A 13,448-nucleotide genomic window follows, 5' to 3' on the forward strand; every position below is an offset into this window, starting at 1 on the left:
GAAATGGCAGTTTACCCAAATTTGATGCAGATGGAAAGCTTTCTGGCCTAGGTGTTGCCAGCCAGCAGACGTAGTTTAACCAAGTAGTTTCTGCTGTGAAGGAGCATGGATTACAACTTGAGGATGTTCTTCCGCTTATACACGGAACACAGCTGATGCTTTATGTTTTGAATCAAAAGGCAGTTTGAAGGAAAGTTCTGATGCAGATGTGCTGATTTTGGAAAAAGATACACTTGAAATTGCACACGTTGTTGCAAAAGGACAACAGATGATTAAGGACAAAGAAGTGATTGTGAAGGGAACTTTTGAGTAATATAAAAGAAAAACCTGATGCGAATCAGTTTTTTTCTTATTCACTATTTTTTTATCCAATTGGACTCTAACTGAACAACTGCATCTTTTAATAGTTAAAAATAGGGCATCTCTTCTCAACGGTTTCTTTTAATTTCCTAAGCTGATCATCGTTTTCATTTGTTTTCACAGTGACATTTATTTTAACCATTTGAAAGTAGGTTGTCACATCTTCTATAGCCCTGAATCCACGCGGGTCCAGTGTAGCATCTGCAGAAAAATCCAATCCACTGTATTCAAAATCCTGCTCTTTTGCGGCATAGGAAACAATAATCGATGTACATGTAGATAATGCGCCAAGCAGGTACTCAAAAGGATTCCGACCTCCATTGGTATCTAACAAGCCGTTCAGGTTCATTAACGATAAATGGAGCTAAATCCCTTACATTAACAGAGTTTTTCAAACCTGATTCAAGTCATCAATTTAAAAAAATTTACTATCCAACATAATAAAGGTGAATCGAAAACCTAATGGGAAGTGGACAATTTGAAAAAAATCACCTTTGTACTAATTATTTTGATTATCGTGTTGACAGCCTATGCGATACAAATGGAAGGAAAAACGCAAGAACTCGCGGAGACGCTTGAAGTAGATACAAACAAAATTACCAGACTGACTCTCTCTACTCCTACTGTAAGCAGCTATAATAGTACTAAGAAAAAATAGATGCATTGATCGATTATCTAGACCAATTCGAATACAAAAAAAGTCAGAGGAAATGAACCAGACTATTTGCCTATGAAAGCAAGTATGATTTATTTAATGAAAACAATAAATCCGATTTCATTGTTCTATTTGAAGACAAAGTAATGATAAGTCACACCATTTATGAGTTGAAGAATGAATTATTTAAAAATGATCTCATAATTAATTTTTATAATCTGATTGCTGACTAACATTCCCATCTTCTTTCAAAGCAAAACACAAAAGCGTACAATGGTCAAACCGCCCTGTATCAAGTCCAGTAATAATGTCTATCTTTTTCAATCGATAGATTAACGTATTTCGGTGTATGAATAATTCTTTTGCAGCTTTACTGACGTTCATGTTGTTAATGCAATACGTTAAGAAATCACGCTTAAGCACAGGGTACGCCTCATTGTGTAAAAGCGGTCTTAAGCGCTGTACCAACATCCTCCCCATTTTTGCATCTATGTGATTAGGCAGCATTTCAAGCAAAATGTCCCAATCGTAATAGGTTAATATTTTCGGTGTAAGATCCAATTTGTTTCCATAGTTAATAATCGAATCAGACTCACGATACGATTGATCCATATCCTCAATAGAAGACGCTATGTTTCCAGATGCAACAATGGCGTTATGTATATTATAAACCTGAAACATTTCAAGCAAATGCAGGCTTCGATTCCTGAATTCTTCCATGAACTGAAAATAGCCATCCTCACCATTAACATATTTCAAAAAAACGATTCGTTCAGTGTTAAGAAAAGCACAAACGTTTTGTGGATCATTATCAAACGCACGGACTACACAATCCAGTAGTGCCTTTTTAAATCGGTTGGGTGCAATTGTATGATGCTTATTCTGTACATTCTTTAGGAAGGAATCACCAATATCAATTGTTATGCAGATCCGATTACAATTTGCCTTAATATGAAGCAATTTACAGTAGTGGTTAAGCTGTTCCTGGTTCACGGATCTGTTCAATAGAATATATTGTACAAACGATTCCAGTGTCATGGATTCAAGGTTTTCAACTTGTAAATGAAGTGTTTCCTGCCACATCATCTCAACGTATTTTTTTACCAAATGTGCATAAGATTCAACTTCAATAGGATCCCCTATGATTCCGAGGACACCAACAGGTCTGCCATCAAAATTAAGTGGTACAGCTACTCCTGGCAATACATTCTCCATTCTGGACGCTTTCTCTGCGGTAAAGAGAATTACCTCATTTGCATTTATTACTTCAATTGATGGTTTATGCAGTGTACCAAATCGGGTCGGGTCAGTATCTCCTAGAATATATCCTTTTTCATTACTAACACTTATAGGAAAAGAAATAATTTCTGAAACCGCTTTCACAGTGTTTTGTGCAAATTGAACAAACCCTTCCATATCAATACCCCCCATCATATTCTCTTACTTTTTTATATTAACATAATTTAGATTATTTGGAAAAGTCCGTTCTCAATTATAAATTTTTGTGTAATATGCCCATAGAATTACTAAGTTACGTACGGTATAAATAAATTAAATCTTAGGAATTATTAATTTACTGCGGGGTGTTAATTTGCAAAAGACAATGGATATCATAATCATTGGTGGAAGTGTGATAGGTTCAAGCATTGCCTATAATCTTCTGAAAGATGGTTATTCAGGTGAAATTACTATTTTTGAAAAAGATCCCATATATGAATTCTCATCAACCCCAAGAAGCGCTGGCGGAATTAGGCAATTATTCACAACTGCAATTAATATTCAAATCAGCCGTTACAGCTTACAGCAATATAAAACCTTCCCTGAGGATATGGCAATAAATGGCGAGAGAGCAGAAATAGATTTTAAGCAACGAGGGTATTTATTTTTGGCTAAAAATGAAAACCTTAATCAGCTGCAAATGCAATCCAATATACAGCGTCAGTACGGGGTTCCTTCTGAATTATTATCATGTGAAGACCTTTTAAACATTATACCTGAATTAAATACAGATGATTTGCAGGGTGGATTATATTGTGCTGAGGATGGATACCTTGATCCTTATTCTGTTATGCAAGGATATGTTAAAAAAGCAAGACATCTAGGTGCCTCATACATTTATGAACCAGTACAGACTATTTTGCAAAATGAAAAAGGTGCATCAGGAGTACAGCTTTTAAATGGTGATCAATATCATGCACCCATAGTGATCAACTGTGCTGGTCCGTGGGCGCCTGAGTTAAGCAGAAAAATTAACTGTCCCTTACCCATCATTCCATTAAAAAGACAGATCATTCAATTTGATATAGCAGAAGCTCTTTCAAAAGAATTGCCGCTTACAGTAGATCCGACAGGGGTTTATTTTCGGCATGAGGGAAAAAGTGTTATTACAGGTTTTTCCGAAAAAGTCGAACCAGGCATCGGCTTTAGATGGTCACGGGACTTTTTCATGGAACAGCTATGGCCTGTTCTAGGAAATCGGATCGATAATTTTATGTATGCAAAGATTATTAGTGGATGGGCTGGCATATACAGTCACAACACAGAAGATCAAAATGCCATTATTGGTGAACACCCGAATCTTAAAGGTTATTTTATGGCATGCGGCTTCAGCGGGCACGGCATGCAACAGGCGCCAGCAGTCGGGAAAGGTCTTTCTGAATTAATCCGCACAGGTAAATACCAAACTTTAGACTTGTCACCTCTACGATTCGAACGTTTTGCTGAAAAAGATTTGCTTATTGAAGGTGCTGTAGTTTAATAAATAGTAACAAGATACTCAGGAAGGATGGATACAATGCTATATTTAGGTAAAAAGGATATTCTGGAAGCTGTTACGATGAGTGATGTCATAGACGCCATTGATGCATCATATGAAATCTATCAATCTAACCAGTTCCAAATGCCACCTCGTATGCAGGTAAAAGATAATGACAATACGTTGCTATTAATGCCCTGTATAACAGATAAGGCCATCGGAACAAAACTAGTAACATCTTTTCCACACAATTCCGACCATCCGGTATTGCATGGACTTGTTATCTTAAATAGTCAAGAGAACGGTGAAATAATGGCTTTAATGGATGGCTCATTTATCACCGGTTTTCGGACAGGCGCGATTGGCGGGTCTGCAATCCGACATTTGTCTAATAAAGATGCATCAAAAATTGCCATAATCGGTACTGGTGTTCAAGGATTATACCAGGTAATCGCAGCATGCACAGAACGACAAATCACAGATATTTACCTGTACAATCGCTCTGCAGATAAAATTCCTTCTTTCATAAATTCCCTAAGGGAGTGGATCGAAGACAGCATTCGTATTCACCCAAAGGATTCCGCTGAAGAGGCAGTAATCCATGCAGAAATTATCATTACCGCAACAACTTCCAAAGTTCCTGTACTTCCAGATAAACCCGAGTTATTAGCAAATAGACTAATTATCGGTGTCGGTTCGTTCCAGCCTGCTATGAGAGAGTTTCCCCGCTCACTTTACCAATCAGCTGATTATATTTTTATCGACACAGTAGACGCTATTGCTGAATCAGGTGACATAGCAACGCCTCTTAGCAATAACTGGATATCACAAGAAACTGTTCTCACAATGGCAAGTTACATAGCAGCAAAATCAGAATTTAACTTTCAGGATAACAAGACCGTAGTATTTAAATCTACTGGGATGGCATTATTCGATGTTGCCGTCGCCAACCTAATCTATCAACTTGCAACTGAAAAGGAGGTCGGTATCGATCTAAATTAAAAATACTTCTTTGTTCCAGCCCCCATTTGTTATGCAAATTTATAAGGGATTACAAATAATTCAGGAGGGTTTATATGAATATTATTCTAATCGAGTTTATTCTGTACTGTTTAGCTATTTTAGCCATCGGTTATTATTTCAGCAGAAAAAGTAAGACACACTCAGATTTTCTATTAGGAGGAAAAAAATTACCTGGGTGGGCACTGGCCTTCTCGGAACGAGCGACCGGTGAATCGGCATGGCTGCTCTTAGGATATACTGGCTTCGTCTTTATGACCGGGCTTTCCGGCATCTGGGTAGCTGCTGGTATCGCATCAGGGATCATTTTTGCCTGGCTATTCCTGGCTAAAAAATTCATGCGGGAAACCAATAAATATAATGTCCTGACACTGCCAGATTATCTTGCAGCCCGTTTTGGCGAAAAGGCTAATATTATTCGCTGGTTAACAAGTATCTTAATCGCTGGATTTCTAATGTTTTATGTTGGAGCACAAATGGCTGGTGCCGGGAAAATGCTGTTTACGACATTCGGCATGCCCCCTGCTGTTGGCATTATTTTAGCTACCGTTATAATTATCATTATCGCTTTCGCTGGTGGGTTCATTTCAGTAGTTTGGACCGATATGATTCAAAGTGTCATGATGTTGATAACCTTAGTGATCTTGCCAATTGTCGCTTTAATTTACATTAACACAAATGACCTTTCCATCAGCCAGTCCCTTTTCGAGGCAGAAGGTTCTGTTAATCATTGGTTTGGTGGGCTAACTGGATTTGCTGTTGGTGTTCTTTTCTTTAACAACTTCTCCTGGTTCTTTGGTTTCTTAGGAGGACAGCCGCAGCTTAGTGCACGTTTTATGGCACTTAAAAATGAAAAAGAAGCAAACCAAGGAAGTGTTGTTGCTATCATTTGGACATTCCTTGCATATGGCGGCGCCTTTTTAATTGGAATCTGTGCAATTGCAATATATAGCCAAGGATCATTTGCTGATGTAGAAATAATCCTGCCAACAATGATTCTGGATTTAATGCCACCATGGATTGCCGGTATTCTCCTGGCGGGTGTTCTTGCGGCAATCATTACAACTGCCGATTCACAGCTGATGGTTATTACAAGTTCTGTTAGTGAAGACATCATTCACAAAGCAATGGGCATAGAGCTGACAGAAAAGCAATTAATCTGGATTTCACGTATATCGGTCGTATTCTTCGGTCTAATTGGGATGATCATAGCTCTGGTTTCCGAATCATTGCTGTATCTCGTTGTAAGTTGGGCCTGGGCGGGTGTCGGCTGTACATTGTCCCCAGCTATCTTGTTGACTTTCTTTTGGAAAAAGTACTCAAGTGCTGGAGTGGTAGCTACTGTCCTTGCAGGTTTATTTTCTACCTTGCTCTGGATCAGCACACCATTAGAAGGTATCATCACTTCCAAGTTCACAACCTTTTTCATAGCAGCTATTTTCGGTATTGTGTTTAGTCTGTTGATGCCTGACAAAAATCAACAAGTAGAGCTAGATTCAGTGGAAGAAGCACTGTAGTCATACCAAAAAGCAGTCGGAGTTAGACCACTCTCGCCTGCTTTTTTAATTTTTTCACAGACCCAATGACCACTAGGCCAAAATAGATGCACCATTTGGAAGTACATTTTGATGATGCAATGGATAAACAGCTTCTTTGGCCTTATTACGGACACCTAGCTTAATTTATGGCTTTATATTTTAAAAAACAGCGAAAAAAGTCTTCCTTAATTAAGGGAGACTTTTTTCGCAGGGACAAATTCAAAGTTTCATACATCTAACGTATTCTGGATAATATACCTTATAATGTAGTAGTAGATTTTTGATGGTCAATTTTTCTAGTAGTAACTTTAATTTTTTCCAGAAGGTGTCCTAATTTTCTTGGCAGTTAAGAAAGTTATAAATAGTGAACAAAATCTATAAACCGCGACATAACTGCCAGGTTGGTTTCCGCTGCGGGCAGTCGCATTTTAGCGGGCACGGCTTCAGCCCAGGGTACTACCTGAATCTGGTCCGCTACCTGTCAAATAGACAATAAAACTTACGAAATGAACCTTTTCCAATTAAAAAAATAGTAAAAGTTGACAAATAGCCAAATATGTGAGATTATAATCTGGTTGACAAAGTGAAGTAACAACTAAGTATATCTGGCATTCTACGTAATGTTTTTGAAGATGCTTATTCACACTGGCGCGACTGAGGGGTCGCAAGGACGTAAGAGCAGGTAGGGCTTACGTTGCTTAAGTTAGAAAATACCCAGTGGAACATGTACCGCGGTAAAGCGAAACTCCAATTATGGAAGTTTCCCACCCGATCAATTTAGTCGGGATAAATTAAAAATTAAATGACTTATGTGTTACTTTATAAATCAAAGGGGTACTCTTAGTAAGAGTACCCCTTTTCCAATTATATTTTATAAGAAAGAAGGTTTACAATTGAGCACTCATAAAGTAGGAACAATCCAAACACTTGAAGTGTTGCGAAAAATGGATACAGGATATGTTTTAGAAAATGATGTACTCCTGCATCATAATGAAACAGATACAGAACTCGAATCCGGGCAATCAGTAGATGTATTTTTGTATCAGGATAAAAAAGGACAACTAGTTGCAACGACACAATTACCTACCATTCAAATGGATACATACGGCTGGGCTGAAGTGGTTGAAGTCATACCCGGGTTAGGCGCATTCGTCAACATCGGAATCATTAAAGAAATACTCGTATCAACAGACGAACTTCCATTATTTGAAGATGTATGGCCTGAGGTGGGTGACAAGCTTTACGTAACATTGGGAAAAGATCAAAAAGGACGACTTCTTGCTCTTCCAGCAACAGAGGGAGTTTTTGAGAGAGAATTGGAATCAGCACCTGATGATCTATTGAACCAACCTATCAGTGGTCGTGTTTACCGTACTAGTAGAGAAGGTTCTGCGATCACAACAGAAGAAGGTTACCGTGGATTTATCCATCATACCGAACGTAAAGTTGAACCACGTTTGGGTGAACTAGTAAACGGACGAGTGATCGAGGTAAAGCATGATGGTACACTGAATGTATCGCTAAGACCTCTAAAACAGCACAGTATGGGTGAAGATGCTGACGCAATTTTAGCCAAGTTGGAGGAAAACGATGGTTTTATTCCATTTACTGACAAAAGTGATCCAGAAGATATTCGTGGTACATTCAACATTAGCAAGGCTGCATTCAAACGTGCACTAGGTAAACTTATGAAAGAAAGAAAAATTGAACAACGTGATGGTAAAACACACTTGCTGGACAAGTAACTAATTTTATACTTAAGGATACATTACAGCCTCTTTTTGGTGTGGTAAAGTTTTTATAGCTTTACATGCTAAAAGAGGTGTTTTTTATATGAAAATGTTTATTACTACTATTGTTATACCTAGCTTGATCATAGTAGGAGCATGTAGTGAAGAAGCCACTACATCAGGCAGTATTAGTGACTTCAAATGATAAACCTACTCAAGAAATGAAACTATATAAGACAGAAGATATGTATTATCTAGAAAACAACGGTGAATGAAAATCAATTCCCACTGAAACATCATTTGATGATCAATATGACAGTTTATATAATACCGTCGAAGAAGAAAAACTCATTAATAACGAATCATATAGTTCCCTATTTCATGTGATTGACAATGGAGATCATTATGTACTTTCCTATTCAGGATCTGATGAAGAATTTAAAAGTATCGTATTTGGAGCAAATCATACCATGCAAAATGCATTTTTTAATGATTTTTTTCATAATATGCTCATAACGGGTACTTATGAACTAACCATTAATAAAGAAACATTTTACCTGACAATTTTTGAACTAGACTTCATAGCAACAACATCAGGTGCTGCTGGAGAAGGAGAAATTAATGAAAGCAGCGATTTTTCGTTTTCCAATTTAATAGCTATGGCGGCATCAAGGTACCAGAGGATATTGAACAATCAGCCGATCCGTTAGAGTGAGATGTACATTAAAGGAAGCTTCAAGGAAGAAAAATAAATTAACTACCTAAAGAGGTGTCATATGAAAAAAATAACGGCCTTTATTTTTATCGTTCTGTTGATGTTAGTAGCGTGCAGTGATGATAGTTCAAGTAAGGATGACGACCTGGACAACGCGACGAATACAGTAGAAGATCAAGAAAACAAAGTCAGTGAAGATAATGCAGAAAACAAAGATAAGGCTGCTAAAGAGGATACAGGGGAAGAAAGTAAATCGGTGGATGCGATAGGATCTGATGCCGAACAACTATTAATTAAATCAGCAGAGGCTATGGCTGGCTTATCCAGCTTTCGAGCAAAAGGGCAATATATCGATGACAGCACCATCAATGGCCAGAATGATCGAGCAGAGACCAGCTTAGCCATAGAAATGGTTTTAACTGAATCAATTACTACTATGCATGCGCTATCGAATACCGTTACTAACACAGGTACAGGTGGAGAGATGGAAATGTACTTGGCCGAAGAAAACATGTATATAAAATCTCCAGATGAAGCGCAATGGTTTTCTATGGCAACCAACACAGACAGCGGAGAAATGTATGATATGTTTACCGTTCTTCAAGCCGACCAACTTGAAGAATACATCACCGAAAGTAATGCTTTTGAGGTTACCGATAATGGAGATCATTATGTTCTTTCCTTTACAGGTAATGATGAACAATATAAATCTGTCGTAATGGGGGCAAGTATTGCTGTTGTGAGTGACGTATTTAAGGAACACTATGAAAATATGAAAGTTAGCGGGACATACAACATCATGATCGATAAAGAAACGTATTATATGGTTGGTTACGACCTTGAATACGAATCCACAACTACCGGAGAAATGGGTGATATGGAATCCTACCATAAAGCAACCTACACACTAAGTGACTATAATGCTTACGATGAAATTACGGTACCCGAAGAAATTGTGGAAGAAGCCATTTCAATCGGAAACTAAAAAAAGACCAAACAAGCAACCATCTGTAGCATGGATGCTTGTTTTTATGTAAGATAAGCTATTGATTAACCGCTTATTTCATAATTCCGAACATGTCATCCACTTTTTCTGTCATTAATGCATGACCGTCTTCAATTCCGATATTATAAAACGTTGGGGCCAACTTCTCCATAAAAAACTCTAAAATTAACACTGCAGCAAGGTCACCAATTTTCTCGTCACGTTCTTGTTCAAAATACACTTTAATCGTTTCAACCAAACTTTCTTTCTTGTCTGTAGATAGTTCGAATTTCGGTTTCATGAGCCTATCTCCCCTTTTACTCTGACTAACAAAAGTGCAAATTCACGTGAATTTGCACTTTTTCTACATTAAATATATGGTATGTGAGCTATTTCCGCAACCGATGAAGAATTTAAAGCTTTACTCTATCTCGGTACTTTTCAATCAGCTGTTGGTTATGCTCATCTGCACCTTCTATATTTCCACTCAAAAATACGGGTGGATCAAAATTATTTTCAGCCATTATAGCAATTGATTCAGCAAGAATAGCATTTAATATTGTTGACCCAATTACGGTTGAACTCGGTGAAAAACTAACTTTAACATTTTCATGCGTCAACAAAGCATCCCCAATTGGTGCATGATTATCAATCACAAGGTCAACTGCCTCATACAGATGCTTGCCATTATGGTGACGTGATGGTTGACTTGATGAATACTCAATAGAAGTCATCCCAATAACAAAAGCACCTTTTTTCTTTGCAATTTCAGCAACATCTACTGGAACTGGATTACGCCCAGAAGTGGAAATAACAAAAATCACATCACCTTGGCGAATATCCTGATCATCCATAAATGTTTTGGCATAATCGTTTTTACGCTCAAACTGAGATGATCGTACAGCACCCTCATGCAACATCAATGGTTCATGTAAAATGGGATGAATCGGAACCAGTCCACCTGCACGATAATAAACTTCTTCGGTTAGTATGTGGGAGTGCCCGCATCCAAATAAATGAATTACTCCATCACTTTGTATGGCTTCAGCAACTTTTTGTGCAGCTTGGTTCATAACGTCATGTTCTTCTTTTTCAACGACTGCTAACAAATCATTAATTTTATTCATATATTGATTGATCATCAGTAACCCTCCAACGCGTTTAAGATTTCATTTACTTTAGATGGTATGGTTAAACCAGTATGTTTATCAATTGTCGAACCAAATATATGTGGCATAAAAAACTCAATATCAATTTCTTTAACGCTGTCAATCATTTGTTTAATATTGCTAGCATCAATTCCACCCGCAGGTTCAATACCACGAATTCCCTCTGCAGCTGCTTTTTCTGTTAGGTATATTAGTTCCTCCAAATGAAACCTTCCTTTTACAGGCATCATTTTTATACTCTCGATCCCCAAGGCCACAGCTATTTCTAAAAACTCCTCCACTGGCATTACTGCTCCTGAGATCAACTGGATCTTCCCTACTTCTCCTGATGGCTTCACAAGCGCGTTTACTAACTGACCATCTATATTATTTCCTTCTAAAAAACCCTTAGAATATGTGGCCTTTTCAAATGGCTGATTTAGGTGACCAGGTTCAGATCCTACACTGATTTCAAGTACCTTTTTCCAGTTCTCTATATTGCCACCTCCACCAAGGCCTATACTCACTGTATCTGTAACTCTCTTTAGCTCTTGAACCCTCGTAATCGCTTCATCTACAGAAGCAAAATCATCCGAAACGATGCCTGGTACAACATACCCATTTCCTGCTTCCATAATATCAGCAGCATTTCGTGCATCTCTAGCTAAAAAATTAAACAAAAACTTATCATAAAGCTTATTCTCCATAACCACTTAACAAACCTCCATCGTACAATCGACCTAATCCAATTGTGCCAGCTACCCTTCCCCACGTACCAGCTTCACCATATTTTCCAATGCCACGTCGATGATATATTTCCCTTTTTCAGTTGTAGCCAGTTTAGCATCACCTAACACTGCAGTTTCAGTGAACGCTTCCCATGGGGTCGGAGTTACATCAGCATGCATTGGAATTTCTGGTATATCTGTGATTGCCTTTTCCATCTCTACATGCTCTGGAGCTAGGTAAAGCATATAGGAGGTTTCTATTTCACATGCATGAAAGTACGTTGCGTGAGCAGATGGTGTTTCCTGAATCTCAGCAACCGCCTTACCCATTCCAGGATAAAAGAAATAGAACACCCTCATTTCAGGGCACGTTTCATATAAGACCCTTGCTGCTTCCTTTAAGGCGGTACCATTTCCTAAATGTCCATTCACCATCGCAAAAGTGGTAAAGCCTTGTTTGAAAAGACTTTCCCCAATATCTACAATAAATCGGATTAAAGATTCATTACTAACATTGATACTACCTGGAAAATTACGCAAACTCCATACTTGTCCATATGGCAAGGTTGGTAATACAAATCCATTTACACGTTCCGCCAGCTTTTCGGATAATCTTTCTGCTAACAAATTATCGGTACCCAATGGTAAATGCGGACCATGCGCCTCCACAGCACCAATTGGCAAAATAGCTATTCTGGAATGATCTATCTTTTCTTTTATATCAAATGAGTTCTCATATTGAAATTCCATCTTATTTACACCACCATTTTTTCTAGCTTACATGAACCATAGATATTTATACGATCATTATTTTTTAAATGAAAAACATCTGGCAGGATTTTCTATAAAAAATTTGTTTATTAAATGCTGACCGTCAAATCCATTCAAATTTGCTTCTTCAACGAAACGTGGCACCCATTTGCCTAAAATATTTTCTAGTCCCAGTCCATAATCATAATGCTTATAATACGATTTCCTTGCTGTATCACCGCTTACTAGTATTTGGTCCTCATAACCTTTTCTTACGAGGTCTAAAATACTCTGAATTCGTGTACTCTCAGGCGCATATTTTATTTTTGATATCCCGTCAAAACTTAGATATGCCCCTGTTGCAGCTATTTTTTCATGATAAAAAGGATCTGGATTGCGGTCCATATGCCCAAAACTAATATTTTCCAAATTTACGCCTTCACGTTTCAAAAGCTCTATCTGCTCAAAGCCCATTGTACCCGCTTCTGTGTGTGAATGCATCGGTGCCTTCGTTTCATGATGAGCTATTGCTACCGCTCGTAACGTTTTCTCTTCTAATGGCGTGATCCGATTATATCCTGTTCCAAATTTCACCTGACCACCACGGATAGTAGTTCCTTCTAGTCCCTTTTCAATCTCCTGAATGACAAAATCAGCTAATTCATGGATCGATTTTGTTTCAATCCATTCATAATACGTTTTAAAATCACCAATAACTTGCTTCACGTGTTCCGGAATTGGTGCATTCCATAGAAAGCTTTTATTAAATCCTGCTGTCCCAATAATGGTTACGCCTGTTTCCTCAGCAATTTCTTTGACAGCATTAACATCACGACCATAATCAATGGCTGTTGCATCAACAATCGTTTGACCTCCTAGATTTTTAAAGTCCAGCACATCAAGCTTAGACTTTTCCTTATCGTCAAGCAGTAGGTCATCTGCTTTTTGCTCTACCCAATAAGACGGTCTACATACAATATGTTCATGAGAATACGTAACACCTAGAGTAGACGGTTCAACATCACCATGAAATGTTCGAATGAAGCTCATAAAATATCTTCCCT

Annotated in this window: 14 protein-coding genes; 7 read left to right on the forward strand and 7 right to left on the reverse strand. The window is 38.0% G+C overall.

From position 1 onward, the window contains the following. Positions 1-184: 184 nt before the first annotated feature. Complete coding sequence (locus ACFQ3N_RS15415) at positions 185-313, forward strand: hypothetical protein (protein ID WP_390363430.1); 129 nt, start codon at positions 185-187, stop codon at positions 311-313. 87 nt (positions 314-400) lie between these two features. On the opposite strand, the gene ACFQ3N_RS15420 is transcribed toward ACFQ3N_RS15415, so the two are convergent. Both ACFQ3N_RS15420 and ACFQ3N_RS15425 read right to left on the reverse strand, forming a co-directional pair. Continuing rightward, the gene (locus tag ACFQ3N_RS15420; protein WP_390363431.1) at positions 401-709 is read right to left on the reverse strand and encodes an OsmC family protein; all 309 of its coding nucleotides are present in this window, start codon (positions 707-709) and stop codon (positions 401-403) included. A gap of 510 nt (positions 710-1,219) precedes the next feature. Then, positions 1,220-2,431, reverse strand: coding sequence for a CdaR family transcriptional regulator (locus ACFQ3N_RS15425; RefSeq protein WP_390363432.1), 1,212 nt, complete (start codon positions 2,429-2,431; stop codon positions 1,220-1,222). Positions 2,432-2,606: 175 nt separating this feature from the next. Here ACFQ3N_RS15425 and ACFQ3N_RS15430 point away from each other — a divergent pair, with 175 nt between their 5' ends. From ACFQ3N_RS15430 to ACFQ3N_RS15455, 6 genes are all read left to right on the forward strand, one after another. Further along, entirely contained in the window at positions 2,607-3,773 is a 1,167-nt protein-coding gene (locus ACFQ3N_RS15430; RefSeq protein ID WP_390363433.1) for an NAD(P)/FAD-dependent oxidoreductase, read from the forward strand. A gap of 36 nt (positions 3,774-3,809) precedes the next feature. Further along, the gene (locus tag ACFQ3N_RS15435) at positions 3,810-4,772 is read left to right on the forward strand and encodes an ornithine cyclodeaminase family protein (protein ID WP_390363434.1); all 963 of its coding nucleotides are present in this window, start codon (positions 3,810-3,812) and stop codon (positions 4,770-4,772) included. Positions 4,773-4,846: 74 nt separating this feature from the next. Beyond that, the gene (locus tag ACFQ3N_RS15440; RefSeq protein ID WP_390363435.1) at positions 4,847-6,307 is read left to right on the forward strand and encodes a sodium/proline symporter; all 1,461 of its coding nucleotides are present in this window, start codon (positions 4,847-4,849) and stop codon (positions 6,305-6,307) included. Positions 6,308-7,221: 914 nt separating this feature from the next. Beyond that, a complete protein-coding gene (locus ACFQ3N_RS15445) occupies positions 7,222-8,073 on the forward strand; it encodes a CvfB family protein (protein WP_390363436.1) in 852 nt (283 codons plus the stop codon). 335 nt (positions 8,074-8,408) lie between these two features. Further along, positions 8,409-8,768 (forward strand): DUF6612 family protein, encoded by a 360-nt coding sequence (locus ACFQ3N_RS15450; RefSeq protein ID WP_390363463.1) that lies wholly within the window; start codon positions 8,409-8,411, stop codon positions 8,766-8,768. Positions 8,769-8,834: 66 nt separating this feature from the next. After that, positions 8,835-9,758: a DUF6612 family protein gene (locus ACFQ3N_RS15455; RefSeq protein WP_390363437.1), complete on the forward strand. Its 924-nt coding sequence runs from the start codon at positions 8,835-8,837 to the stop codon at positions 9,756-9,758. A 73-nt stretch (positions 9,759-9,831) separates the two neighbouring features. On the opposite strand, the gene ACFQ3N_RS15460 is transcribed toward ACFQ3N_RS15455, so the two are convergent. From ACFQ3N_RS15460 to ACFQ3N_RS15480, 5 genes are all read right to left on the reverse strand, one after another. Next, positions 9,832-10,059 carry a DUF2164 domain-containing protein gene (locus tag ACFQ3N_RS15460; RefSeq protein WP_390363438.1) on the reverse strand — a complete coding sequence of 76 codons (228 nt, stop codon included), beginning with the start codon at positions 10,057-10,059 and terminating at the stop codon, positions 9,832-9,834. A 112-nt stretch (positions 10,060-10,171) separates the two neighbouring features. After that, positions 10,172-10,900 (reverse strand): SIS domain-containing protein, encoded by a 729-nt coding sequence (locus ACFQ3N_RS15465; RefSeq protein WP_390363439.1) that lies wholly within the window; start codon positions 10,898-10,900, stop codon positions 10,172-10,174. After that, positions 10,900-11,613 carry a KDGP aldolase gene (locus ACFQ3N_RS15470; protein WP_390363464.1) on the reverse strand — a complete coding sequence of 238 codons (714 nt, stop codon included), beginning with the start codon at positions 11,611-11,613 and terminating at the stop codon, positions 10,900-10,902. Before ACFQ3N_RS15470 ends, ACFQ3N_RS15465 begins: the two co-directional genes overlap by 1 nt. 51 nt (positions 11,614-11,664) lie before the next feature. Next, a complete protein-coding gene (locus ACFQ3N_RS15475; RefSeq protein WP_390363440.1) occupies positions 11,665-12,384 on the reverse strand; it encodes a creatininase family protein in 720 nt (239 codons plus the stop codon). Positions 12,385-12,441: 57 nt separating this feature from the next. Then, positions 12,442-13,434 (reverse strand): phosphotriesterase family protein, encoded by a 993-nt coding sequence (locus tag ACFQ3N_RS15480; RefSeq protein ID WP_390363441.1) that lies wholly within the window; start codon positions 13,432-13,434, stop codon positions 12,442-12,444. Positions 13,435-13,448: the final 14 nt, after the last annotated feature.

This window comes from Virgibacillus byunsanensis (assembly GCF_042675965.1).
Taxonomy (GTDB): Bacteria; Bacillota; Bacilli; order Bacillales; family Amphibacillaceae; genus Virgibacillus_R; species Virgibacillus_R byunsanensis.

Excerpts from the sequence above, each read along its gene's own strand:
- ACFQ3N_RS15420 (WP_390363431.1), bottom strand. The coding sequence starts at position 709 with ATGAACCTGAACGGCTTGTTAGATACCAATGGAGGTCGGAATCCTTTT.
- ACFQ3N_RS15425 (WP_390363432.1), bottom strand. The coding sequence starts at position 2,431 with ATGGAAGGGTTTGTTCAATTTGCACAAAACACTGTGAAAGCGGTTTCA.
- ACFQ3N_RS15435 (WP_390363434.1), top strand. The coding sequence starts at position 3,810 with ATGCTATATTTAGGTAAAAAGGATATTCTGGAAGCTGTTACGATGAGT.
- ACFQ3N_RS15440 (WP_390363435.1), top strand. The coding sequence starts at position 4,847 with ATGAATATTATTCTAATCGAGTTTATTCTGTACTGTTTAGCTATTTTA.
- ACFQ3N_RS15455 (WP_390363437.1), top strand. The coding sequence starts at position 8,835 with ATGAAAAAAATAACGGCCTTTATTTTTATCGTTCTGTTGATGTTAGTA.
- ACFQ3N_RS15460 (WP_390363438.1), bottom strand. The coding sequence starts at position 10,059 with ATGAAACCGAAATTCGAACTATCTACAGACAAGAAAGAAAGTTTGGTT.
- ACFQ3N_RS15465 (WP_390363439.1), bottom strand. The coding sequence starts at position 10,900 with ATGATCAATCAATATATGAATAAAATTAATGATTTGTTAGCAGTCGTT.
- ACFQ3N_RS15470 (WP_390363464.1), bottom strand. The coding sequence starts at position 11,613 with ATGGAGAATAAGCTTTATGATAAGTTTTTGTTTAATTTTTTAGCTAGA.
- ACFQ3N_RS15475 (WP_390363440.1), bottom strand. The coding sequence starts at position 12,384 with ATGGAATTTCAATATGAGAACTCATTTGATATAAAAGAAAAGATAGAT.
- ACFQ3N_RS15480 (WP_390363441.1), bottom strand. The coding sequence starts at position 13,434 with ATGAGCTTCATTCGAACATTTCATGGTGATGTTGAACCGTCTACTCTA.